General features: G+C 64.1%; 24 protein-coding genes. 15 read left to right on the top strand and 9 right to left on the bottom strand.

Annotated elements, in window-relative coordinates; translation table 11 throughout:
• Positions 1-9 precede the first annotated feature (9 nt).
• The 3 genes from dapF to lptM are packed head-to-tail and all read right to left on the bottom strand — an operon-like array spanning position 10 to position 2,266.
• Positions 10-840 carry a diaminopimelate epimerase gene (gene dapF, locus UCMB321_RS26545; RefSeq protein ID WP_040071663.1) on the bottom strand — a complete coding sequence of 277 codons (831 nt, stop codon included), beginning with the start codon at positions 838-840 and terminating at the stop codon, positions 10-12.
• Between the two features lie 4 nt (positions 841-844).
• Positions 845-2,092, bottom strand: coding sequence for a diaminopimelate decarboxylase (gene lysA, locus UCMB321_RS26540; protein WP_040071662.1), 1,248 nt, complete (start codon positions 2,090-2,092; stop codon positions 845-847).
• Positions 2,093-2,101: 9 nt separating this feature from the next.
• A complete protein-coding gene (lptM, locus tag UCMB321_RS30400) occupies positions 2,102-2,266 on the bottom strand; it encodes an LPS translocon maturation chaperone LptM (RefSeq protein WP_040071661.1) in 165 nt (54 codons plus the stop codon).
• On the opposite strand from lptM, the gene UCMB321_RS31115 reads away from it, so the two are divergent.
• From UCMB321_RS31115 to rnk, 4 genes are all read left to right on the top strand, one after another.
• Positions 2,265-2,495: a hypothetical protein gene (locus UCMB321_RS31115; RefSeq protein WP_167337465.1), complete on the top strand. Its 231-nt coding sequence runs from the start codon at positions 2,265-2,267 to the stop codon at positions 2,493-2,495. The two genes, lptM and UCMB321_RS31115, sit on opposite strands and share 2 nt — an antisense overlap.
• Positions 2,482-2,850 carry an iron donor protein CyaY gene (cyaY, locus tag UCMB321_RS26530; RefSeq protein ID WP_040071660.1) on the top strand — a complete coding sequence of 123 codons (369 nt, stop codon included), beginning with the start codon at positions 2,482-2,484 and terminating at the stop codon, positions 2,848-2,850. The genes UCMB321_RS31115 and cyaY overlap by 14 nt, the downstream gene beginning before the upstream one ends.
• 2 nt (positions 2,851-2,852) lie before the next feature.
• Complete coding sequence (locus tag UCMB321_RS26525) at positions 2,853-3,074, top strand: DUF1289 domain-containing protein (RefSeq protein WP_040071659.1); 222 nt, start codon at positions 2,853-2,855, stop codon at positions 3,072-3,074.
• 219 nt (positions 3,075-3,293) lie between these two features.
• On the top strand, positions 3,294-3,707 hold the full coding sequence (rnk, locus tag UCMB321_RS26520; protein WP_040071658.1) for a nucleoside diphosphate kinase regulator: 414 nt from the start codon (positions 3,294-3,296) through the stop codon (positions 3,705-3,707).
• Between the two features lie 70 nt (positions 3,708-3,777).
• Here rnk and UCMB321_RS26515 read toward each other — a convergent pair whose 3' ends face one another.
• The 3 genes from UCMB321_RS26515 to UCMB321_RS26505 all read right to left on the bottom strand — a co-directional run bounded on the left by UCMB321_RS26515 (position 3,778) and on the right by UCMB321_RS26505 (position 7,504).
• Complete coding sequence (locus tag UCMB321_RS26515) at positions 3,778-6,624, bottom strand: class I adenylate cyclase (protein WP_040071657.1); 2,847 nt, start codon at positions 6,622-6,624, stop codon at positions 3,778-3,780.
• Positions 6,625-6,797: 173 nt separating this feature from the next.
• Positions 6,798-7,043: a TIGR02647 family protein gene (locus UCMB321_RS26510; protein WP_040071656.1), complete on the bottom strand. Its 246-nt coding sequence runs from the start codon at positions 7,041-7,043 to the stop codon at positions 6,798-6,800.
• 176 nt (positions 7,044-7,219) lie between these two features.
• Entirely contained in the window at positions 7,220-7,504 is a 285-nt protein-coding gene (locus UCMB321_RS26505) for a hypothetical protein (protein ID WP_040071655.1), read from the bottom strand.
• Positions 7,505-7,628: 124 nt separating this feature from the next.
• Between UCMB321_RS26505 and UCMB321_RS26500 the strand changes: the two genes are divergently transcribed.
• On the top strand, positions 7,629-8,288 hold the full coding sequence (locus UCMB321_RS26500; protein WP_040071654.1) for a glutathione S-transferase family protein: 660 nt from the start codon (positions 7,629-7,631) through the stop codon (positions 8,286-8,288).
• Between the two features lie 97 nt (positions 8,289-8,385).
• On the opposite strand, the gene argH is transcribed toward UCMB321_RS26500, so the two are convergent.
• On the bottom strand, positions 8,386-9,780 hold the full coding sequence (gene argH, locus UCMB321_RS26495) for an argininosuccinate lyase (RefSeq protein WP_040071653.1): 1,395 nt from the start codon (positions 9,778-9,780) through the stop codon (positions 8,386-8,388).
• 275 nt (positions 9,781-10,055) lie between these two features.
• On the opposite strand from argH, the gene UCMB321_RS26490 reads away from it, so the two are divergent.
• From UCMB321_RS26490 to UCMB321_RS26455, 8 genes are all read left to right on the top strand, one after another.
• Positions 10,056-11,138, top strand: a complete 1,083-nt coding sequence (locus UCMB321_RS26490; protein ID WP_040071652.1) for a sensor histidine kinase — start codon at positions 10,056-10,058, stop codon at positions 11,136-11,138.
• The gene (locus UCMB321_RS26485; protein WP_040071651.1) at positions 11,135-11,881 is read left to right on the top strand and encodes a LytR/AlgR family response regulator transcription factor; all 747 of its coding nucleotides are present in this window, start codon (positions 11,135-11,137) and stop codon (positions 11,879-11,881) included. The genes UCMB321_RS26490 and UCMB321_RS26485 overlap by 4 nt, the downstream gene beginning before the upstream one ends.
• Positions 11,882-12,020: 139 nt before the next feature.
• Complete coding sequence (gene hemC / locus UCMB321_RS26480) at positions 12,021-12,962, top strand: hydroxymethylbilane synthase (protein ID WP_040071650.1); 942 nt, start codon at positions 12,021-12,023, stop codon at positions 12,960-12,962.
• Positions 12,959-13,726, top strand: a complete 768-nt coding sequence (locus tag UCMB321_RS31530; RefSeq protein ID WP_040071649.1) for a uroporphyrinogen-III synthase — start codon at positions 12,959-12,961, stop codon at positions 13,724-13,726. Before hemC ends, UCMB321_RS31530 begins: the two co-directional genes overlap by 4 nt.
• Before the next feature lie 18 nt (positions 13,727-13,744).
• Entirely contained in the window at positions 13,745-14,872 is a 1,128-nt protein-coding gene (locus UCMB321_RS31525; RefSeq protein WP_040071648.1) for a uroporphyrinogen-III C-methyltransferase, read from the top strand.
• Entirely contained in the window at positions 14,869-16,092 is a 1,224-nt protein-coding gene (locus UCMB321_RS26465) for a heme biosynthesis protein HemY (protein ID WP_040071647.1), read from the top strand. Before UCMB321_RS31525 ends, UCMB321_RS26465 begins: the two co-directional genes overlap by 4 nt.
• Positions 16,093-16,317: 225 nt before the next feature.
• Positions 16,318-16,830 (top strand): disulfide bond formation protein B, encoded by a 513-nt coding sequence (locus tag UCMB321_RS26460; protein ID WP_040071646.1) that lies wholly within the window; start codon positions 16,318-16,320, stop codon positions 16,828-16,830.
• A 188-nt stretch (positions 16,831-17,018) separates the two neighbouring features.
• A complete protein-coding gene (locus UCMB321_RS26455; protein WP_040071645.1) occupies positions 17,019-17,477 on the top strand; it encodes an Rsd/AlgQ family anti-sigma factor in 459 nt (152 codons plus the stop codon).
• Positions 17,478-17,542: 65 nt separating this feature from the next.
• Here UCMB321_RS26455 and UCMB321_RS26450 read toward each other — a convergent pair whose 3' ends face one another.
• On the bottom strand, positions 17,543-18,208 hold the full coding sequence (locus UCMB321_RS26450; RefSeq protein ID WP_040071644.1) for an FKBP-type peptidyl-prolyl cis-trans isomerase: 666 nt from the start codon (positions 18,206-18,208) through the stop codon (positions 17,543-17,545).
• 172 nt (positions 18,209-18,380) lie between these two features.
• On the opposite strand from UCMB321_RS26450, the gene UCMB321_RS30385 reads away from it, so the two are divergent.
• A complete protein-coding gene (locus tag UCMB321_RS30385; protein WP_084615161.1) occupies positions 18,381-19,490 on the top strand; it encodes an AlgP family protein in 1,110 nt (369 codons plus the stop codon).
• Here the strand turns inward: UCMB321_RS30385 and UCMB321_RS26435 are convergent.
• On the bottom strand, positions 19,487-19,951 hold the full coding sequence (locus tag UCMB321_RS26435; protein ID WP_040071643.1) for a TIGR02444 family protein: 465 nt from the start codon (positions 19,949-19,951) through the stop codon (positions 19,487-19,489). The genes UCMB321_RS30385 and UCMB321_RS26435 overlap by 4 nt on opposite strands.
• A gap of 50 nt (positions 19,952-20,001) precedes the next feature.
• On the opposite strand from UCMB321_RS26435, the gene UCMB321_RS26430 reads away from it, so the two are divergent.
• On the top strand, positions 20,002-21,912 hold the full coding sequence (locus tag UCMB321_RS26430) for an ATP-binding cassette domain-containing protein (RefSeq protein ID WP_040071642.1): 1,911 nt from the start codon (positions 20,002-20,004) through the stop codon (positions 21,910-21,912).
• The last annotated feature ends 17 nt before the right edge of the window (positions 21,913-21,929 follow it).

Here is a 21,929-nt window from a genome sequence, read left to right as displayed (position 1 = left end):
TTGGCTCGCTTATAGACGCACTTGTCCTTCATACACCCGAACGGCAGGGCCAGTCATCATCACCGGCTGGCCGATACCTGCCCATTCGATGGACAGGCGTCCGCCGGGCAGATCGACGGTGACCGGCGAATCCATCCAGCCCTGGCTGATGGCGGCTACCGCGGCGGCGCAGGCACCGGTCCCGCAGGCCTGGGTTTCCCCGGCGCCACGCTCCCAGACTCGCAGTTGTGCCCGGTGGCGGTCAATCACCTGCAGGAAGCCGACGTTGACCCGGGCCGGGAAGCGCGGGTGATGTTCGAGCTTCGGCCCCAGTTCATGCACCGGCGCGCTGTTGATGTCGCTGACCCGCAGCACCGCATGGGGATTGCCCATGGACACGGCGGCCAGCTCGACGCTCTGGCCGTCGACGTCCACGGTGTAGCGGGTGGCCTGGCACTCGGCCTGGAACGGGATCTCAGCCGGCACCAGGCGCGGCGGGCCCATGTTCACGCTGATCTGGCCGTCCTGGCGGACATCCAGCTCGATGACCCCGCTCTTGGTTTCGACACGGATCTGGCGCTTGGCGGTCAGGCGCTTGTCGAGCACGAAACGGGCGAAACAGCGGGCACCGTTGCCGCACTGTTCCACTTCCGAACCGTCGGAGTTGAAGATCCGATAGCGGAAATCCACTTCCGGGTTGCTCGGCGCCTCGACGATCAGCAACTGGTCGAAGCCGATACCGGTGTGGCGGTCGCCCCAAAGCTTGGCGTGCTTGGGTTGGATGTGCGCGTGCTGGCTGACCAGGTCGAGGACCATGAAGTCGTTGCCCAGGCCGTGCATCTTGGTAAAACGCAGCAGCATGGTCTTACTCCGGCAGCAGGCTTTCGCCGGCATACAGCTCGGCAACCGTCTCGCGACGACGCACTTCGAACATCTGTTGGCCATCCACCAGCACTTCGGCCACGCGGCCGCGAGTGTTGTAGTTGGAGCTCATGACGAAACCATAGGCGCCGGCCGAGTGCACGGCCAGCAGGTCGCCTTCCTCGAGGGCCAGCTGACGTTCCTTGGCCAGGAAGTCGCCGGTCTCGCAGATCGGCCCGACGATGTCGTAGACACGGCCGGTACCTTCGCGTGGACGCACGGCGCTGACGTCCATCCAGGCCTCGTACAGGGCCGGGCGGATCAGGTCGTTCATCGCCGCGTCGACGATGGCGAAATCCTTGTGTTCGGTGTGCTTGAGGTACTCGACCTGGGTCAGCAGCACGCCGGCATTGGCGACGATGTAGCGGCCCGGCTCGAACATCAGCGCCAGGTCGCGACCGGCGATGCGCTCGCGCACGGCCTTGATGTAGTCGGCCACCAGCGGCGGCTCTTCGTCGCGATAGCGTACGCCCACGCCGCCACCGAGGTCGATGTGCTGCAGGTAGATGCCGCATTCGCCGAGCCGGTCGACCAGCGCCAGCAGGCGGTCGAGGGCATCGAGGAAGGGTTCCAGGCTGGTCAGTTGCGAACCGATATGGCAATCGACGCCCAGCACTTCCAGGTTCGGCAGTTGGGCGGCGCGGATGTAGACATCCTCGGCAGCGGCAATGGCGATGCCGAACTTGTTTTCCTTGAGCCCGGTGGAGATGTACGGATGGGTGCCGGCGTCGACGTCCGGGTTGACCCGCAGCGAGATCGGTGCCCGTACGCCCAGCTCGGCCGCCACCACTTGCAGGCGCTCCAGCTCGTCGGTGGACTCGATGTTGAAGCAGTGCACGCCGACTTCCAGGGCGCGGCGCATGTCGTCGCGGGTCTTGCCGACACCGGAGAAGACGATCTTGTCCGCGCTGCCGCCGGCGGCCAGGACACGCTCCAGTTCGCCACGGGAAACGATGTCGAAACCGGCGCCGAGCCGCGCCAGGACGTTCAGCACGCCCAGGTTGGAGTTGGCCTTCACCGCGAAGCACACCAGGTGTGGCGTGCCTTCGAGGGCATTGGCATAGGCGTTGTACTGCGCCTCGATGTGGGCGCGGGAGTAGACGTAGGTCGGCGTGCCGAAGCGCTCGGCAATGGAGGACAAAGCTACACCTTCCGCGAACAGCTCACCGCCACGGTAGTCAAAAGCTTCCATGGTGATCCCTTAGTAGGAGGTGTCGTGCTGGTGCGCTTTGGTTTGCGAGGACTTGGCCTGGTCGTTCGGATTCTGGTTGTCATCCGGCAGGTACAGCGGACCTTTCTGGCCGCAGGCAGAGACGAGGCAAGCGATCGCAAGGAGCGCAGCAAGGGAAGAGATCAGGCGCTTCATGGCGAAATCCTTTGAAAAAGCATTGATTGCGCCGGAGTATACCGGCCACCCGGCGGCTTGCCTATGCGGGCCGCTGGCCGTCCGGCGGTGTCAGGGCACCGTTGCGCCGATTATTGATGTCACTCTTGGCCCCACGTGGTTATGCTTTGCAATCGTCTGGGAGTGCTCGTATCTTGCGGCGCTTGAAGGGACAGGTATTTTTCGAGGTTCGCGCAATGAGTTTGACTGAAGCCCGTTTTCACGATCTGGTCGATAACACCCTGGAAAACCTGGAAGAGGTGTTCGACGAGAGCGGTCTGGATGTGGACGTGGAAAACTCCGGTGGTGTGCTCACCGTGAAGTTCGAAGGCGGCAGCCAGCTGATCTTCAGCCGCCAGGAGCCACTGCGCCAGCTTTGGCTGGCGACGTCCAAGCCCACCGGCGGCTATCACTTCGAGTACAAGGAAAGCAGCAACGAGGATGAGGACGGCAGCTATTGGTTCTGTGTGAAGAGCGAAGAGAAGCTCAACGAGATCCTGGCGCGCTTTACCCAGCCCTTCGGCGAGGGGCAGGACGACATCAACCTGGATTTCGAAGAGATCTGAGCGTGACGCAGCAAACCGCCCCGGTACGCCCCGCCAAGCCGTTGTACAGCAACGTCAGCCCGGCCGTGCCGTCGCCTTGCGTGAGTCTGTGCCGGCTGGATGAGCAGAAAATTTGTATCGGCTGTTTTCGACACGTCGAGGATATTCGCGAGTGGCGCTCGGCGGACGATGCGCGCCGCCGGGTGATCTGCGAGCAGGCCCGGCAGCGCCAGGCGCAGGCCTGACGGGCTGCGGGGCACTGTAGCCAGGGGCTTGCCACAGGTCATTCCTCTCCCATGCAGGCCCCATCTCTCCACAGGGACCGGGCGCTTTCTCCGGGTTGTGTATTTACGCCGCTGTGGTAGTGTCCGACTACGCCTCATGTTGACGAGGCCTGTGAAAACCCCGCCTTTCGTGGCGGGGTTTTGCTTTTATCGTGCAGAAAAAAGGAGTCTGCCTGGATCATGAGCACCGCACCTTCCATCATCCTCACCCGCCTCGACGTGCAACGTCTGGAACGCCTGATCGACAGCCTGGATGACACGCTGCCCGGCGTCATCGCCTTGCAAGCCGAACTGGACCGCGCCGACAGCGTGGTCGGTCACGAAGAAGTGCCGGCCGGGGTGGTGACCATGAACTCCCGGGTGCATTGCCGGGAAGAAGGCAGCGGCAAGGACTATCACCTGACCCTGGTGTATCCACAGGATGCCAATGCCGATGAAGGGCGGATTTCCATTCTTGCGCCGGTGGGCAGCGCCTTGCTCGGTTTGCAGGTCGGCCAGCACATCGACTGGCCGGCCCCGGGCGGCAAAACCCTGAAGCTGAACCTGCTGGAAGTGGAGTATCAGCCGGAAGCCGCCGGTGATTTCCACCTCTGAGCCCGCTGCGGCGTCCTCGGCCGGGTGCCGCCGCGAGTAGCCCGACCGCGGGCTTTCGTCAGGGATGCCCTCAGATCTGCTCCAGCGCCAGGTTCAGCGCGCTTTCCAGCTCGGCCTTGTAGCGCAGGTAGAGATTGCTCGAACCCTGTCCGTCACCGATCAGCGCGCTCAGGTCCAGGTCGGTGATGTAGCAGCGGTAGCGTTCGACTTCCTGGCGCTGCCCGACGATTTCCTTGGCGACCGTGATAAACAGCTGGTCGCCGTATTCCAGTTCGGAAAACTCCCGCTGATTGCAGTACAGGCTGACCTGGACTTCGTTCGTCCCGGCCTTGCCGACAATCGCCTGGACGTCATAGAACGGCTTGTTGACCGGCGTCTGCGGCGCCGGCCGGGTTTCAATCCGGCGCGCCCGCCCCGGGGCCGAGGGCAGCAACTGGTAGTACAGGGTTTCCAACGCCACCGAAGGCTGCGTGGTGTCCATGGGCATCAGCGCTTCGCGGCGGTAGAGGATCGACTGCAGGAAGCGTTGCAGCGGCACCAGCAGGCTTTGCTCGTCGTGGAAGGGCAGGCGCTGTTGCCACAGGGCGTTGAACTCGTCCAGTACGTACAGCTCGGCGTACGTCTCGTTGATCCGGTAGAACACCTGCACGCAGCCGGGCTGGCCCATGGGCAGCACCAGGGCCAGGTCGTGCTCCTCCAGCGCCCGGATGTCCAGGTACAGCGGGCTGTAGGCGGACAGCTCCTGGCTCAGGTAGTTGAGCAGCGCCGGCAGGCTGTCCAGGGCGATGTGCTTGACATGGCTCTGCAGCAGTTCCAGCACGTGATAGCGCTGCTGGATCTGGACCAGGTAACGATGGTTGAGATGGCCGAGCAGCAGGTCCTGGGCCGTGTCGAGTACTTCTTCCACCCGTTGGGCGATGAACTGCGCGCGGTTGTGGCAGAAGCAGCGCACCCGCAATCGCGGCAGTTCGCGACCGATCGGCAGATGGTTGAGGTAATCGCGCACGCATTCGAGCAGTGCGTGAGGGCCGTGGTAACGCTTGATCAGCACTTCGTTCCAGCTGTTGAGCGTGACCTGGTCGAGAGTCAGCACCAGGTTCTCCCTGACGCCGGCGTAACTCAGGGAGTCGGTGCGCTCGGTGGTCATCAGTATATTCAGGTCGCGGTGATGCTTGAGCGGGTCCACCCCGACGTTCACCAGGATCAGCACGTCGGCCGGGATGCTGGGGCGCAGCAACTGTTCCTCGCCGACGCTGCCCAGCGGCAGGGCGAGTGTCTGTTGCAGGCTGCCCAGCAGGTTGAACAGTTCGAACTCGGTCAGGTCGCTGCTGCCGGGGTGCAGGGACAGGCGCGTGCTGCTGTCGATGACGCCATTGCGGTGGCACCAGGTCAGCAGTTCCAGCAGCTCGCGGCTGCGCTTGATCGGGGCGAAATTTTCCCATTCCAGGGCGTTCAGGCTGCCGTTGTACAGGCTCCAGTAGGTGTGCCCCGGCTCCTTGCGGTTGGGCGACTGGACCAGGGTGAGGGTGTCTTCGGCCAGGTCCGGGGCGATGCCGGGGTTGATGAACTCGATCTTCCCGGCCTTGCGCTCGAACGCGGCGTACAGGCGGCGGCCGAGGACATTGAGGTCGCGCTTGTTGATCAGGCTGACCGCCTGTTCGGTGCGGACGAACTGGGTCAGGAAGCGGTAGCTGTAGTTGAGTTCGTTGACCAGCGCCCGGCGTTCGGCGCTGACCTGGCGGACTTTCCACTGGCTGCGGCTGTCGAGCAGCGCCAGTTGCCGGCGGTCCCAGCCCCATTCGCTGGCCAGCCGCGTCAGCAGCTGACGCTGCCAGCTCTGGTTGCGCGCGCTCTGGCCAGTGAGTTTGCGGTTGACCTTCAGGTACAGGCTGCGCCGCACCAGTTCCAGGCGTTCCGGTTCGTTGCGGGCCTTGAGGTATTCCTCGATACGCCGGTAGACCACGATGTAGGGGTCCAGCTCGTCGAGGTCCAGGTGATTGGCGAACACCGCCTGCTTGAAGCGCAGGCTCAAGCACTCGACTTGCGGATGCTCGCTGGCGTAGACCTCGATCAGCAGCAGCTTGAGTACCGATTTGTAGGGTGACTCGATGCCCTTGAACAGTTGCCAGAGCCCGGCGCCGATGAATTCTCCCGGCGGGATCCGGGCCAGGTGGCCGAGGTCGAGGGTCTCGTTGGCGCCGATGAAGCGCTTGGACAACAAGGTGTGGGTGTACTGGTCGTAGCGCCGCTCCTCGTACACCGGCACCAGCCACCACAGCGGCGTGCGCCCGGCGAGCCAGATCGCGGTGCGGTAGAACTCGTCCAGCAACAGGTAATGCTGGGTGGTGCCGCAGTCTTCCGAACTCAGTTGCGCGTCGCGCTCGCCGCGCACGAAGCGGCTCGGATCGATCAGGAAGAAATGCGCCTCGGCGCCCTGGCTGGCGGCCCAGTCCTCCAGCAACTGGCACTTCTTGCGCAGTTCGGCGAGTTCGCCCGGGCTCAGTTCGCTGGCGTGGCAGACCCACACATCCATGTCGCTCTGCTCGGCCTGGGCCAGGGTGCCGAGGCTGCCCATCAGGAACAGGCCGTGGATCGGTCGCGGTGGATTGCCGTGGCGGGTCTTGTAGGAAAACGAGCGAGTCAGGCGCTGGGCTTCGGCCAGGGCCAGTTCGTCGGGCTCATAGCCCGACAGCCCGGCCGGGGTGCTGCCCGAGACATAGCCGGGCAGCAGGGGGTGATTGACGTGGAAAAACAGCGGCAGCAGGTTCAGCACCACCTGTTGGCGCGGCGACAGGCCTTCGAGGGCACGGTCCAGGCGCCCCTGGTTGAGTTTCAGGAAACGCGCGCGCAGCTGGCTGAGGACTTTGCGATCGATTCCCTCGTCCAGGTTCGGGCGAATTTCGTGGGTACGCGTCATGTCTCACTCAAACCGGCTTGCGGGTCTCGAAAGGAAGGGGGTCGCAAGGGTCGCAGTTTAGCGCCGAAGAGGCAGGACGTTTAAACAGATTTTTCTTGACGCCGGTTTTCCGGCATTTTTCGTCGGCGCCCGCGAGATCCGGCAGGAGGAGATCCCGTGGGCGCGGCGAGGGGTCAGGCGGTTTCTTTGACGGCCAGGATGGTCAGCAGGCCCTGGGCATGCTCGGCTGCGTCACGGCCCAGGCTGGTCAGGTAACCGCCGTCGGGTTGGGTGATGAGTTCTTTCTCGAACAGACGTTGGGCGGCGGCGATGGCTTTTGGCGCGGCAGTCTGATGAATCTTCAGGCCTTCCTGGGAATTGTCCAGATTGAACAGTGCAAGGATTTCCAGTTCGGCAACCAACTCAGGGGTATACGACATAAGGACTCCAGACTTTCTAGGAATTATTGGACGACAGCGCCCCTAAGGTGATCGCAGTTGGGCGCTCTGTCCAGCATTCGATGCGTAGGCGGCCGGACGGTGGGTACAACGCCCCGGGCCCGGGTTGTGGCGGGGCGTTTTCAGTGTAGACAGGGGGCGCTGCAAATCCAGTGGATTCACGAGTTCTCGGGCGGCAGCTCGGGCAAGGCACGCAATGCGCTCTCGTACCATTGGGTATTGAACGGGCGATCCTCATCGAGCATCGCATCGATCTCCACCGCCAGCACATGGGCCATGAGGTTGAGGATCTCTTCGCGCTCGTAGCCCACCAGGGTCAGCTTGTTGAAGGTCGCCTTGGCCGCCGGCGGGTTGTCGGTCTCGATCTGGTTTTCGATGGCCTGGGTCAGGGTGCTCTCGGCGAACGCTTCGTCGTCGTTGTCGATATCGGTTGGCTCGCTCATGGCGGACTCCTCAAGGAAAGGCCGCCAGTTTAACTGCATTCAGGGGGTGATGCCGCTGGCAAGAGAGCGTTCGAGGTTCTATAACTGCTCGGGCCAATCCCCTGCACGGCCTGGAGGCTTTGTGATGCTCAAGCTTTATGGATTTGCGGTCAGCAACTACTACAACATGGTCAAGCTGGCGCTGCTGGAAAAGGACCTGCCCTTCGAGGAAGTGCCGTTCTATGCCGGGCAGAGCCCGGAGGCCCTGGCGATCAGCCCACGGGGGAAGGTCCCGGTGCTGGGCACCCCGCAGGGGTTCGTCAACGAAACCGCAGTGATCCTGCCCTATATCGATGACACCCAGCCGGGGGTGAAACTGTTGCCGGCCGATCCTTTCCAGCGTGCCCGGGTGTTGGCGCTGGCCAAGGAAATCGAGTTGTACATCGAGTTGCCGGCGCGGGCGTCGTTCGGCGAGGCGTTCTTCGGGATGGTGTTGCCGGAGGCGATCAAGGAGAAGACCCGGGCCGAATTGCTCCTGGGCTTCGCCGCGCTCAAGCGCCATGGCGCGTTCGCGCCTTATGTGGCGGGCAGCGAGTTCAGCATGGCGGATATCTACTTTCTCTACAGCGTCGACGTGGCTTGCGAGGTTGGCCAGATACTGTTCGGGATCGATTTGTTGGCGGATATGCCCGAGGCCAAGGCGTTGCTGGAGCGCCTGCATCAGTGGCCGAATGTGCAGCGGATCGCGGCGGACAAGGACGCGGCGATGCCGGCGTTCCTGGCGATGATTGCTGCCAAGCAATAAGAAAAAACACCGTTCTGTAGGAGCCGAGCTGGCTCGCGAAGCTTTTGGCGGCCTTAAGGGCCCCTTCGCGAGCAAGTTCTGCTCCTACAAGTCAGGGTCAGCGGCTGGCGAGCAACGCCTGGCCGCGAACGACCGCTGCCTTCACTTGCGCCGGTGCCGTCCCGCCGATGTGATTACGGGCATTGACCGAGCCTTCCAGGGTCAAGACCGCAAACACGTCCTGGTCGATCTGGTCGCTGAACTGGCGCAGTTCTTCCAGGCTCATTTCCGCCAGGTCCTTGCCGGTGTCCACGCCGTACTTCACTGCATGGCCAACGATTTCGTGGCAGTCACGGAATGGCAGGCCACGCCGCACCAGGTAATCCGCCAGGTCGGTGGCGGTGGAGAAACCGCGCAGGGCCGCCTCGCGCATCATCGCGTGCTTGGGCTTGATCGCCGGAATCATGTCGGCAAACGCCCGCAGCGAATCGCGCAGGGTGTCGGCGGCGTCGAACAGCGGTTCCTTGTCTTCCTGGTTGTCCTTGTTGTAGGCCAGCGGCTGGCCTTTCATCAGGGTCAGCAGGCCCATCAGGGCACCGAACACCCGGCCGGTCTTGCCGCGAACCAGCTCCGGTACGTCGGGGTTCTTCTTCTGGGGCATGATCGAGCTGCCGGTGCAGAAACGGTCCGGCAGGTCGATGAACTGGAACTGCGCGCTGGTCCACAGCACCAGCTCTTCGGAGAAACGCGACAGGTGCATCATCGCGATGCTGGCCGCCGAGCAGAACTCGATGGCGAAGTCTCGATCCGAGACGTTGTCCAGGGAGTTGCCGCCGACCGCGTCGAAACCCAGCAACTGGGCGGTGTATTCACGGTCGATCGGGTAGGTGGTGCCGGCCAGCGCCGCACTGCCCAGTGGCATGCGGTTGGTGCGCTTGCGGCAGTCGACCAGGCGCTCGTAGTCGCGGCTGAGCATTTCGAACCAGGCCAGCATGTGGTGCCCGAAGGTCACCGGCTGGGCGGTCTGCAGGTGAGTGAAGCCCGGCATGATGCTGTCGGCTTCGCGCTCGGCCTGTTCCAGCAGGCCTTTCTGCAGGCGGGTGATTTCAGCCAGGATCAGGTCGATCTCGTCGCGCAGCCACAGGCGGATATCGGTGGCCACCTGGTCGTTACGGCTGCGGCCGGTGTGCAGCTTCTTGCCGGTGATGCCGATACGGTCGGTCAGGCGCGCTTCGATATTCATGTGCACATCTTCCAGGTCCACGCGCCAGTCGAACTGGCCGGCCTCGATTTCGCCCTGGATGGTGGTCAGGCCGTCGACGATGCTGTCGCGCTCGGCGTCGGTCAGCACGCCGACCTTGGCCAGCATCGTGGCGTGGGCGATGGAGCCCATGATGTCGTGACGATAGAGGCGCTGGTCGAACGTGACGGAGGCGGTGAAGCGTGCGACGAAGGCGTCGACGGGTTCACTGAAGCGGCCGCCCCAGGACTGATTGGTCTTGTCGGTGCTCATGGATTCGCTCGTGATCTGCTGAAAGTGGGTTGCCGGAAAAGTTGTCGCCGATCATAGCAGGGTTGCGCCAATGCCCGTCAGCCAGGCCGGCGCGATATCGAAAACACCAGCGCCCCCTTGGACGTCGGCTTGTCCCGGGCGGTGAAGCGCCCCGGCAGCCGTTATTGTCGCCAGCCGGCTTGCACAGGGTAGGTATCCGGCATCGGCGAATTATATTTCGACCGAATCTGTCGGGCGGCTTGTCGCCGCGGGTGCCTGCGCAGAGACTGGGCGCCATGCCTATTTCACGATCGAACGACGGGCGTGAGGCGTCCGCGACCCAGGAATTCTTCCTCCCGGAACTCTGCCTGCCCGAGGCGCTGCTGGTGCTGGTGGTCCTGGCCGAATTGCTGGTGATGGTGCTGGTGCTGGCCGAACCGATGCCCGTCGGCTTCGGCTGGATGCGCCTGGCGCTGACTTCCTTGTATGTGCAATGGATCGTGCTGTTGTCGGCGGCCTTGTTGTGTGGCTCGCGGGCCTGGCTGGCGCGCTTGCGTCCGGGGCTGGCCGGCGGGTTGTGTTGTGCCCTGGTGGTCGGCTTGAGCCTGGCCGGCACCGGCCTGACCGAGTATTTTTCCCTGGCGGGCCCGCCCTCGGGCGAAGGTAGGGCCTGGCGCTATCTGCGCCATGGCTTGATCAGCCTCATCATGTCGGTCCTGATGTTGCGTTACTTTTACTTGCTGAGTCAGTGGCGTCGCCAGCAGCAGGTGGAGTCGCAGGCCCGCATCGAGGCCTTGCAGGCGAGGATCCGTCCGCACTTCCTATTCAACAGCCTGAACAGCATTGCGAGCCTGGTGGCGACCGATCCGCAGCAGGCCGAGCAGGCCGTGCTGGATCTATCCGACCTGTTCCGCGCCAGTCTCGCCAAACCCGGCAACCTGGTGTCCTGGGGGGACGAGCTGGAATTAGCGCAACGATATTTGTCAATTGAGCAATATCGTCTTGGCAACCGTCTACAGTTGGACTGGAGGGTGGGCACAATTCCAGAGGATTTGCCGATCCCGCATTTAACCTTGCAACCACTGTTGGAAAACGCTCTGATCTACGGCATCGCACCGCGCATCGAAGGCGGCGTGGTCAGGGTCGAAGCCGACTATGAAGAGGGAGAGTTCATATTGTGTATCAGCAATCCCTGCGACGATGTCGCACTGCGGCAGGTGTCGAGCGGTACTCAATTGGCGCTGACGAATATCGGTGCCCGACTTACGGCACTTTTCGGACCTCGCGCTAGTCTTAGCGTGGATCGCCGTGACGGTCGTCACTTCACCTGTCTACGCTATCCTTGTGCGAGACTCACGCAGGAATCCAGTGCAATATGAATGTCCTGATCGTTGATGACGAACCCCTGGCCCGCGAGCGCCTGAACCGTTTGGTCGGCGAGCTCGAGGGTTACAGTGTCCTGGAGCCCAGCGCCACTAATGGCGAAGAGGCATTGACCCTGATCGACAGCCTCAGGCCCGATGTCGTCTTGCTCGACATCCGCATGCCCGGCCTCGACGGCCTGCAGGTGGCCGCCCGGTTGTGCGAGCGCGAAGCTCCCCCCGCCGTGGTGTTCTGCACCGCCCATGATGAATTTGCCCTGGAAGCGTTCCAGGTCAGCGCCGTGGGTTACCTGGTCAAGCCCGTGCGTGCCGAGCACCTGCTCGAAGCGCTGAAGAAGGCCGAGCGTCCCAACCGTGTGCAACTGGCGGCCTTGACGCGTCCCGCCGCCGAATCCGGTACCGGCCCGCGTACTCACATCAGCGCCCGCACCCGCAAGGGCATCGAGCTGATTCCGCTGGACCAGGTGATCTACTTCATCGCCGATCACAAGTACGTGACCTTGCGCCACGAAGGCGGCGAGGTGCTGCTGGATGAGCCGTTGAAGGCCCTGGAAGACGAATTCGGCGACCGCTTCGTGCGTATTCACCGCAACGCGCTGGTGGCCCGCGAACGCATCGAGCGGCTGCAACGGACGCCGCTGGGACATTTCCAGCTGTTTCTCAAGGGCCTCAACGGCGATGCGCTGATCGTCAGCCGGCGCCATGTCGCGGGCGTGCGCAAGATGATGCAACAGCTTTAATCCGTGCCTTGCGCAAGGCGCAAGGTACCGTCCACCGGGTATTTCCAGGCCGGGAAGGCCGCGTATTGGCTGATACAAGTCAAAGCGGGGCGGGCCGAGCTGTTATTATCTGCCGTATCTATTCAGTACGGATCGATCCATGTCTTCTCGCGAAATCCGCATCGCTACCCGTAAGAGCGCACTGGCCCTGTGGCAGGCCGAATACGTCAAGGCCCGCCTGGAGCAGGCCCATCCCGGCCTGTCGGTCATCCTGGTGCCCATGGTCAGTCGCGGCGACAAGCTGCTGGACTCGCCGCTGTCGAAAATCGGCGGCAAGGGACTGTTCGTCAAGGAGCTGGAAACCGCGCTGCTCGAGCACGAGGCCGATATCGCCGTGCATTCGATGAAAGACGTGCCGATGGATTTCCCCGAAGGTCTCGGCCTATTCTGCATCTGTGAGCGCGAAGACCCGCGCGATGCCTTCGTTTCCAACACCTTCGCCAGTCTTGACGCGCTGCCCGCCGGCAGCGTGGTCGGCACCTCGAGCCTGCGGCGCCAGGCACAATTGCTGAGCCGTCGGCCCGATCTGCAGATCCGCTTCCTGCGGGGCAACGTCAATACCCGCCTGGCCAAGCTGGACGCCGGCGAATACGACGCCATCATCCTCGCCGCGGCCGGCCTGATCCGGCTCGGCTTCGAAGACCGCATCACCTCGGCCATCAGTGTCGAAGACAGCCTGCCGGCCGGTGGCCAGGGCGCGGTGGGCATCGAGTGCCGCAGCGCCGACACGGAAATTCATGCCCTGCTGGCACCGCTGCACCATCCCGACACCGCCGTGCGGGTCACCGCCGAGCGCGCCTTGAACAAGCATCTGAATGGCGGCTGCCAGGTGCCGATTGCCTGTTACGCCGTGCTCGAAGGCGATCAGGTCTGGCTGCGTGGCCTGGTCGGCGATCCCAATGGCGGCCTGTTGCTCAGCGCCGATGCCCGTGCCCCGCGAGGCGAGGCCGAGGCCCTTGGCGTCCAGGTTGCGCAGGCGCTGCTGGCGCAGGGCGCGGATGCGATTCTCCAGGCGGTCTACGGCGAGGCCGGCGAAGAGTGAGCGGCTGGCGCCTGTTGTTGACCCGGCCGGCGTCAGAGTCAGCGGAGCTGGCGAGCGCCCTGGCCGAAGACGGGGTTTTCAGCAGCAGCCTGCCGTTGCTGGAGATCGAGCCCTTGCCGGTCGACGGGGCTGGGCGGGCGATGATCTACGACCTGGCCCACTACCAGGCGGTGATCGTGGTCAGCAAGCCGGCGGCGCGCCTGGCAGTCGAACTGGTGGACCAGTACTGGCCGCAGCCGCCCTTTCTGAAATGGTTCACGGTCGGCGCCGCGACCGCCGGGATACTCGCCGATTACGGCCTCGAGGTTGCTTATCCGGCCGAGGGCGACGACAGTGAGGCCCTGCTGGCCTTGCCGGCGCTGCAGCAGGCGCTGGCGCACCCCGAACCGCGGGTCTTGATCCTGCGTGGCGAGGGCGGGCGCGAGCTGCTGGCCGAGCGTTTGCGCAGCCAGGGTGTTAGTGTCGACTACCTTGAGTTGTACCGTCGGTGCTTGCCCGACTATGCCGAAGGCGTCCTGGCACAGCGTGTCTCGACGGAACGCCTGAACGCCCTGGTGGTCAGCAGTGGGCAGGGCTTTGAACACCTGCACCAGCTGGCGGCGACGGCCTGGCCGGAACTGGCGCGCCTGCCGTTGTTTGTTCCAAGCCCGCGGGTGGCCGAGATGGCACGCGCCGCGGGGGCTCGATATGTGGTGGATTGCCGTGGTGCCAGTGCCACGGCTTTGCTAGCGGCGTTGCGGGAGCATCCCGTACCCGCTCTCTAGAATGCAAAGGATGGACACGTGAGCGAAACAGCCTTGCCCAAAGAAGAAGCCCAGCCGGTGGTCGATGCCCCGGTTCAACCGCCGGCGGCGCCCGTGGCGCGCCGTGGCAATGGCCTGGCGATCCTCGCCCTGTTGCTCGGCGCTGCCGGCGTGGCGGCGGGTGGCTGGGGCGTCTGGCAGGTGCGCAACCTGCAAGCCAATCACCAGCAGCAGACGGGGCAACTGCAAGACCTGGACAGTCAGGCGCAGTCCCTCAAGCTGAGCGAACAGCGACTGGCCGCGCGCCTGGATCAGTTGCCGGCTGCCGGCGAGCTGGAAGAGCGCCGTCGCCTGGTCACGCAGTTGCAGGGCGATCAACAGCGCCTGAGCCAGCGGCTGGAAAGCGTGCTGGGTGCCAGCCGCAAGGACTGGCGCCTGGCCGAGGCCGAGCACCTGCTGCGCCTGGCCAGCCTGCGCTTGTCGGCCTTGCAGGACATCACCAGTGCCCTGGCCCTGGTGCAGGGTGCCGACGATATCCTGCGTGAACAGAACGATCCGGGTTCCTTTGCCGCCCGCGAGCAGGTGGCCAAGAGCCTCGCCGCGCTGCGCAGCACCGAGCAGCCGGACCGCACCGGCCTGTTCCTGCAACTGGGGGCCTTGCGCAACCAGGTGACCCAGCTCAACGAACTGGCGCCGGAGTACAAGGATCGCGGCGACTCCTTGCTCGGCCTGACCGCCGACGGCGATGGCGCCAGCCGCTGGGCCGTGTGGTGGGACGAGATCTCGCGTTATATCCGCATCGACTTCAATGCCAACAAGAACATCCGGCCGTTGCTCGCCGGGCAGAGCCTGACGCAGGTCCGCCTGGCCCTGAGCCTGGCCCTGGAACAGGCCCAGTGGGCCGCCTTGAACGGCCAGGCCGGGGTCTACACCCAGGCGTTGACCGAAGCCCGGGACGTGTTGGTCGGCAGCTTCAATCCGGACAATCCCCAGAGCAAGATCATGCTCGAGCGCCTGGCCGAGCTGAGCAAGCAGCCGGTGACCGTGGTCACACCGGACCTGGCCGGGACCCTGGCGGCGGTGCAGGCCTATCTCGAGCGGCGGCATGTCGAGATCGAGACCCCGGTCAGCAGCAATGCGACCCCGGCCGAGGAGACCAGCCCATGAAGCGTTTCCTGCTGATCCTGGTGCTGGTCATCGCCATTGCGGCCGGCCTCGGCTATGCGATCTCGCGGCACGCGGGCTACGTCCTGATCGCCTATGACAGCTTCCGTTACGAATCCAGCCTGTGGGCCTTCCTGGCCGTGCTGGTGCTGGCATGGCTGGTGCTGTGGTCGGTGAAGTTCCTGGTGGGATTGGTGACCACCTCGAGTTCCGTGGCCAATCCCTGGTCCCGACGCAATCGCAGTCGCCGTACCCAGCTGGCCATCGAACAGGGCCAGATGGACCTGGCCGAGGGCCGCTGGGCCAGCGCCCAGCGCCATTTGCTGCGTGCCGCCGAGGCCGAGCGCCAGCCGCTGCTGTACTACCTCGGCGCGGCGCGGGCGGCGAACGAACAAGGCAAGCACGAGGAGTGCGACAACCTGCTGGAGCGTGCCCTGGATCGTCAGCCCCAGGCCGAGTTGGCCATTGCCCTCAGTCACGCGCAGTTGCAAGTGGACCGTGGCGACAGCGACGGGGCGTTGAATACCCTGCAAGCCATGCACGATCGTCATCCCCACAGTATTCAGGTCCTGCGCCAGTTGCAGCGCCTGTATCAGCAGCGCGGCGACTGGTCGGCGCTGATCCGCCTGTTGCCGGAGCTGCGCAAGGACAAGGTGCTGGGGAAGGGCGAGTTGGCTGAACTGGAGCGTCGGGCCTGGGGTGAGAACCTGAGCCTGGCGGCCCGGCGCGAGGAGGGCGAAGCGGGCCTGCAAGCGCTGGATCGTGCCTGGCAACAATTGAGCTCGGCCCAGCGCCAGGAGCCGCAATTGGTGTTGGCCTATGCCGAGCAGCTGCGTCAGCTCGGTGCCGATGCCCAGGCCGAAGAAGCGCTGCGCGAGGCCCTCAAGCGCCAGTACGACAGCCACCTGGCGCGGTTGTACGGATTGTTGCGTGGACGTGACCCGGCCCGTCAGTTGCAGACCGCGGAGGGCTGGCTGAAGGAGCATCCGGAGGATGCCGGCCTGCTGCTGACGCTGGGGCGCCTGAGTCTGCAAAACAGTCTGTGGGGCAAGGCCCGCGACTACCTGGAAAGCAGTCTGCGGGTGCAACGCCATCCCGAAGCCTGCGCGGAGCTGGCGCGCCTGCTGGCCCAGCTGGGTGACACCGAGCGCAGTAACCAGTTGTTCCAGGAAGGCCTGGGCCTGCTGGACAAGCGTTTGCTGGCATCGCCGCTGCCGGCGTGAAAGTTCCCGGGAGACGGGGTGCCACTTCCGGCATCCCGTTTTTGTGTGGCGGGATGCTTCCCTTTCCGCAATGAAGTCGGATTCCTACTGTTTACTTAATGGTTTCATAGGATGTCCGTCGGTAATTCCTTACAGGCTTAAGGAATTGTCTGCTCTGACTCGTCTTGAAAGGGTCAAGGGCTTTCCTCTACCGTAACTGCCTGTCTCTCCTGTTACGGATAAGCCATGTTCTTGGCCCGCTCACGTTCTCTGTTCTCCCTGGCCTTGTTGACAGGTGCCCTGGTCATGGGGGCGTCGCTGTACCTGGAGCGGGTGACCGGGCTGGAGCCTTGCTCGCTGTGCATCGCGCAGCGTTTTTTTCTCGCGGGGTTCTGCCTGGTCAGCCTGGTGGCGATGCTGCACGGTCCGGGGCGCATCGGGCGCTGGATCTATGGCGGCCTTGGCCTGCTGCTGGCCCTGGCCGGTGCCGCCACGGCGGCGCGGCAGGTGTTGCTGCAGCGGGTGCCGGCCGAGCAGTTGATGATCTGCCAGCCCGACCTGCAATGCCTGATCCGGCAGGTGCCACCCCTCGAGGCGTTCAAGCTGATGTTTCGGGCCACCGCCGAATGCGCGCAGATCCAGTGGACCCTCTTCGACCTGAGTATTCCCGAGTGGAGCCTGCTGGCGTTTGTCGGCATGAGCCTGCTGATGATCTATCAACTGGTGGGGCCGGATTCGGCGGCGGGCGGGCAGAAGTAACCGGCGGTCGTGCCCTGGATTAAACACTTGTATGAACTTTCTCTCCTGCGTACCTTGAAGCGGCTGTCGAGCGGGCATAATCTGGCCCGCATCGCCTTATCGCAATTAGCGTGTTCTGTTTGGCCAAGTCAGGAGCCCCGAGGTGCTCGGGGTGTCGGTCGGCATGACCCAGAAGGGAAGAGATCACCATGCTCGAAAGTTGTCGAAATGCTCAGGAACGCTGGGGTGGAGTTCATCTGCTGATCGATCGCTGGCTGAAGGAGCGTCACGAGCTCGTGAAGGCCTACGACGGCCTCGGTGCCGAGCCGGGTGCCCTGGCGCAGAATCCCAAGCCCTTGCAGGAATTCTGCGGTCTGCTGGTTGACTATGTGTCGGCCGGCCACTTCGAGATCTACGAACAGTTGACCGGCGAGGCCAAGGCCTTTGGCGACCAGCGCGGGCTGGAACTGGCCGAGACGATCTACCCGCGTATCGATGTCATTACCGAGAAGCTGCTGGCCTTCAACGACCTGTGCGACGAAGGCGAGTGCGTGGCGCATAAATTCCAGGAGCTGGGCGGCCTGCTTCACGAGCGCTTCGAGCTGGAAGACTGCCTGATCGAAGTGCTGCATACGGCCCACAAGGAGAAGGCTGAAGCCCAGGCCTGATGCCGGTTGGTCAGTCATGAAAACGGTGCGCACGGGCGCACCGTTTTTCGTTATGGCGTCGGCGCTCAGCCGGCAACGCCGAGCAGCTCGATCTCGAACACCAGCGGTGTGTAGGGCGCGATCAGGTCGCCGGCACCGTCTGCGCCATAAGCCTGTGCCGAGGGCAGCACCAGGCGCCATTTCGCACCGACGGGCATCTGTGGCAAGGCACTGCGCCAACCATTGATCACACTGTCCAGGCGGAACCACTGCGGCTGTCTGTTCTGGTCGAACACCGTGCCGTTGGGCAGGCGTCCGACGTAACGCACCTGGACCTTGCCGTTGGCCGCGACTTTCTCTCCGCTGCCGGGGGTCAGTTCCGTCATCAGGATGCCGTCGGCCAATTCGTGGACGCCGGGCTTGGCCTTTTCTTCATCGAGGAACTTTCGTTCGGCTTCCAGCGCAATTTCGCTCTGTGGTTTGGAAGCGTCCTGAGCGACCTGGGCATCATGAGCGGCGAGAATCTGCTGAATGCGTTCCTCCTTCAAGGCCAGTGGCTTGCCTTGGTAGGCCTGTTGCAAACCGTCGAGCAAGGCCTTGATCTGCAGGTCCGGAACGTCCTGGCGCAGACGCTCGCCGAGGCTGGCGCCGAGGCTGTAGGCGAGGTCATGAGCGTCGTCGTTCTTGGCCTCTGGCGCGGCCTGCGCAAGCGACCAGAATACACACAGTGACAGCAGAAAATAACGCGGCATAAGTACTCTCCGACCTCAGGTGCAGGGGATTATGCCAGTGCTCCGGGTGGGTTGTTGAAGAAGCATTTTTCAGCGCATGCAACCCGGGCCATTCGATACTGTCAACATGCCCTAGCGGCGGTACTCCCAGAGGGCTAGTATGGCCGCATTCACGTCAGCCAGGAGGTACACCATGTCGGCCACCAAGAAGCCTGTAAATACTCCATTGCACTTGCTCCAACAGTTGTCGGGCAGCCTGCTCGAACATCTGGAAACGGCTTGCACCCAAGCCTTGGCTGATGCTGAAAAACTGCTCGCCAAACTGGAGAAGCAACGCGGTAAAGCCCAGGAGAAACTGCACAAGGCGCGCACCAAATTGCAGGACTCGGCGACTGCCGGAAAAGCCAAGGCACAAGCCAAGGCCAAGAGCGCGGTCGGTGAGCTCGAAGCGTTGCTGGACAAGCTGAAAACCAGCCAGTCCGAAACCCGTGGCTACATCCTGCAACTCAAGCGCGATGCCCAGGAAAGCCTGAAACTGGCCCAGGGTGTGGGGCGTGTGAAAGAGGCGGTCACCAAGGCTCTGTCGACCCGCGCCGCCAAGCCTGTTGTGGCTGTCGCGAAGCCAGCCGCAAAAGCTGCCGCTGCTAAACCGGCTGCCGCCAAGCCAGCTGCAAAAGCCGCTGCTGCGAAACCTGCTGCCGCCAAGCCGGCTGCAAGAGCTGCTGCTGCCAAACCTGCTGCCGCCAAGCCAGCTGCAAGAGCTGCTGCTGCCAAACCGGCTGCCGCCAAGCCAGCTGCAAAAGCTGCCGCTGCCAAACCTGCTGCTGCCAAGCCAGCTGCAAAAGCTGCCGCTGCGAAACCTGCTGCCGCCAAACCAGCTGCAAGAGCGGCGGCTGCGAAACCTGCCGCCACCAAGCCAGCTGCAAAAGCTGTTGCTGCTAAACCGGCTGCGGCCAAGCCAGCTGCAAGAGCGGCGGCTGCCAAACCGGCCGCCGCCAAGCCGGCTGCAAAAGCTGTTGCTGCTAAACCGGCTGCCGCCAAGCCAGCCGCAAGAGCTGCTGCCAAACCGGCCGCTGCCAAGCCAGCTGCGAAAACTGTTGCCGCCAAGCCAGCTGCAAAGCCTGCCGTTGCAAAGCCGGCAGCCACCAAGCCAGCCGCAAAGCCCGCAGTGACCGCAGCCAAACCGGCGGTAGCCGTGAAGCCGGCAGAGCCTGCAGCGGTCGCGCCAGCCAGCGTCGCGCCAACCGCTCCGACTGCTCCAGCTCCAGCGGCGCCTGCCGCGACACCTACCAGCGCTTCCTAAGCCTGGCTCACCGCGACGCGCAGCTGCCGCAGCGCGTCGCGATTCAGGCCCGCGACCTGGGCGGTGACAGCCTCCAGCCACGGGTCCAGATCTTCTGCGCCCACCTCCGGCCAATCCCGCCCCAGCGCTTCCAGTCGCTGCAACAGCTGTTGCTCGGCGGCCAGTTCCAGCGCCTTGACCTGATCCCGCAGAACTTTCAACCCGACGTCCTGTGACGCCGCCGTGCGCCATTGCAGGCGCAACTGCCGTAGTGGCTGCACCACCTGTTCGTGCCAGGGCTCGGCGAGTGCCTGCAACTGTCGTGAGCGTTCGGCCTCGCAGCGCACCCCGCGCCGGCCTAGCCAGGCCGCGCAGAGCAACAGGCAGACATTCGCCCCCTGCGCCTGTAGCGCCAGGCAGGCGTCTTCGACGCCGGGTTTGGCGTAGGTGTTCAGGGAAAACGTCCACAGGTCAGCATGCATGGTGAGATCCGCGCCAGTTGCGAGGGAAGCTGGTAGACTCCGCCGCCATTATGATTCGACTTCAGAACCTGACTTTACAGCGTGGCCCGCAACGTCTGCTAGAAGACGCCGAGCTGACCCTGCACGCCGGCCACAAGGCCGGCCTGATCGGTGCCAACGGCGCCGGCAAATCCAGCCTGTTCGCCCTGCTGCGGGGCGAGCTGCACCCGGACTCGGGTGACTGCTTCCTGCCGGCCGATTGGCGTATCGCCCACATGCGCCAGGAGGTCGATACCCTCGAACGCCTGGCGGTCGACTACGTGCTCGATGGCGACGTGCGCCTGCGCCAGGTGCAACGCGACCTGGCGGCCGCCGAGGCAGCCCACGATGGCGCCGCCCTGGCCCGTCTGCACGCGGAGCTCGACAGCGCCGACGGCTACACCGCCGATGCCCGTGCGCGCAAGCTGCTGGCCGGTCTCGGCTTCACGAACGAACAGATGGATCGTCAGGTCGGGGATTTCTCCGGTGGCTGGCGGATGCGTCTGAACCTGGCGCAGGCGCTGATGTGCCCGTCGGACCTGTTGCTGCTCGACGAACCGACCAACCACTTGGACCTCGACGCGATCATCTGGCTGGAAGACTGGCTCAAGAGCTACCCCGGCACCTTGCTGCTGATCTCCCACGACCGTGACTTCCTCGATGAGGTGGTCGATCACGTGGCCCATGTCGATCAGCGCAAGATCACCCTCTATCGCGGTGGCTACACCGCGTTCGAGCGTGCCCGTGCCGAGCGTCTGGCCCAGCAGCAACAGGCCTACGAGAAGCAGCAGGCGCAGCGTGCGCACATGGAAAGCTACATCGCCCGCTTCAAGGCCCAGGCCACCAAGGCCCGCCAGGCCCAGAGCCGGATCAAGGCCCTGGAGCGGATGGAAGAGCTGTCCGCCGCCCACGTCGATTCGCCGTTCGACTTCACCTTCCGCGAGTCGCAGAAGATTTCCAGCCCCTTGCTCGATCTGTCCGATGCGCGCCTGGGCTATGGTGAAAAGACCATCCTGGAGAAGGTCAAGCTGCAACTGACCCCGGGTGCGCGGATCGGCCTGCTCGGGCCCAACGGCGCGGGCAAGTCGACGTTGATCAAGAACCTCGCGGGCGAGCTGTCGCCGCTGGCGGGACGGATGACCCGCGGGGAAAACACCGTGGTCGGCTACTTTGCCCAGCACCAGCTCGACTCGCTGGACGCCAAGGCCAGCCCGCTGCTGCACCTGCAACGCCTGGCACCGACCGAGCGCGAACAGACCCTGCGCGACTTCCTCGGCGGTTTCGACTTCCGCGGCGCGCGCATCGACGAGCCGGTACTGAACTTCTCCGGCGGCGAAAAAGCCCGCCTGGCGCTGGCCTTGATCGCCTGGGAGCGGCCGAACCTGCTGCTGCTCGACGAACCGACCAACCACCTGGACCTGGAGATGCGCCTGGCGCTGACCATGGCCTTGCAGGAGTTCAGCGGCGCGGTGCTGGTGGTCTCTCACGATCGCCATCTGCTCAAGAGCACCACCGACAATTTCTACCTGGTGGCTGACGGTAAGGTCGAAGAGTTCGACGGTGACCTGGAAGACTATGCCCGCTGGCTGGTCGAGTATCGCCAGCGCAACGCCCCGGTGAGCAACACGCCGGTCAATCCGGACAAGACCGACAAGAAGGCCCAGCGTCAGCAGGCCGCCGCGTTGCGTCAGCAACTGGCTCCGCACAAACGCGAGGCCGACAAGCTCGAAGCCGAGTTGGGCAAGCTGCACGAGCGGCTGGCGAAGATCGAGGCGGGGCTCGGCGACAGCGCGATCTACGAGGCGGCGCGCAAGGACGAGTTGCGCGACCTGCTGGCCGAGCAGGCCAGGTTGAAGGTGCGCGAGTCCGAGCTGGAAGAAGCCTGGATGGAAGCGCTGGAGTTGCTGGAAAGTATGCAGGCGGAACTGGAAGCGCTGTCCTGACCGAGAAAAAACGGTAG

Origin of the sequence: Pseudomonas batumici (assembly GCF_000820515.1) — a bacterium.
GTDB lineage: Bacteria > Pseudomonadota > Gammaproteobacteria > Pseudomonadales > Pseudomonadaceae > Aquipseudomonas > Aquipseudomonas batumici.
Note: the sequence above shows the minus strand (reverse complement) of the source record. Positions and strands in the feature narration are given on the sequence as shown.

Bases quoted from the DNA above. Each gene is read 5' to 3' on its own strand.
- dapF (WP_040071663.1), bottom strand. From the start codon at position 840: ATGCTGCTGCGTTTTACCAAGATGCACGGCCTGGGCAACGACTTCATG.
- lysA (WP_040071662.1), bottom strand. From the start codon at position 2,092: ATGGAAGCTTTTGACTACCGTGGCGGTGAGCTGTTCGCGGAAGGTGTA.
- UCMB321_RS31115 (WP_167337465.1), top strand. From the start codon at position 2,265: ATGGCGAAATCCTTTGAAAAAGCATTGATTGCGCCGGAGTATACCGGC.
- lptM (WP_040071661.1), bottom strand. From the start codon at position 2,266: ATGAAGCGCCTGATCTCTTCCCTTGCTGCGCTCCTTGCGATCGCTTGC.
- cyaY (WP_040071660.1), top strand. From the start codon at position 2,482: ATGAGTTTGACTGAAGCCCGTTTTCACGATCTGGTCGATAACACCCTG.
- rnk (WP_040071658.1), top strand. From the start codon at position 3,294: ATGAGCACCGCACCTTCCATCATCCTCACCCGCCTCGACGTGCAACGT.
- UCMB321_RS26515 (WP_040071657.1), bottom strand. From the start codon at position 6,624: ATGACGCGTACCCACGAAATTCGCCCGAACCTGGACGAGGGAATCGAT.
- UCMB321_RS26510 (WP_040071656.1), bottom strand. From the start codon at position 7,043: ATGTCGTATACCCCTGAGTTGGTTGCCGAACTGGAAATCCTTGCACTG.
- UCMB321_RS26505 (WP_040071655.1), bottom strand. From the start codon at position 7,504: ATGAGCGAGCCAACCGATATCGACAACGACGACGAAGCGTTCGCCGAG.
- UCMB321_RS26500 (WP_040071654.1), top strand. From the start codon at position 7,629: ATGCTCAAGCTTTATGGATTTGCGGTCAGCAACTACTACAACATGGTC.
- argH (WP_040071653.1), bottom strand. From the start codon at position 9,780: ATGAGCACCGACAAGACCAATCAGTCCTGGGGCGGCCGCTTCAGTGAA.
- UCMB321_RS26490 (WP_040071652.1), top strand. From the start codon at position 10,056: ATGCCTATTTCACGATCGAACGACGGGCGTGAGGCGTCCGCGACCCAG.
- UCMB321_RS26485 (WP_040071651.1), top strand. From the start codon at position 11,135: ATGAATGTCCTGATCGTTGATGACGAACCCCTGGCCCGCGAGCGCCTG.
- hemC (WP_040071650.1), top strand. From the start codon at position 12,021: ATGTCTTCTCGCGAAATCCGCATCGCTACCCGTAAGAGCGCACTGGCC.
- UCMB321_RS26465 (WP_040071647.1), top strand. From the start codon at position 14,869: ATGAAGCGTTTCCTGCTGATCCTGGTGCTGGTCATCGCCATTGCGGCC.
- UCMB321_RS26460 (WP_040071646.1), top strand. From the start codon at position 16,318: ATGTTCTTGGCCCGCTCACGTTCTCTGTTCTCCCTGGCCTTGTTGACA.
- UCMB321_RS26455 (WP_040071645.1), top strand. From the start codon at position 17,019: ATGCTCGAAAGTTGTCGAAATGCTCAGGAACGCTGGGGTGGAGTTCAT.
- UCMB321_RS26450 (WP_040071644.1), bottom strand. From the start codon at position 18,208: ATGCCGCGTTATTTTCTGCTGTCACTGTGTGTATTCTGGTCGCTTGCG.
- UCMB321_RS30385 (WP_084615161.1), top strand. From the start codon at position 18,381: ATGTCGGCCACCAAGAAGCCTGTAAATACTCCATTGCACTTGCTCCAA.
- UCMB321_RS26435 (WP_040071643.1), bottom strand. From the start codon at position 19,951: ATGCATGCTGACCTGTGGACGTTTTCCCTGAACACCTACGCCAAACCC.
- UCMB321_RS26430 (WP_040071642.1), top strand. From the start codon at position 20,002: ATGATTCGACTTCAGAACCTGACTTTACAGCGTGGCCCGCAACGTCTG.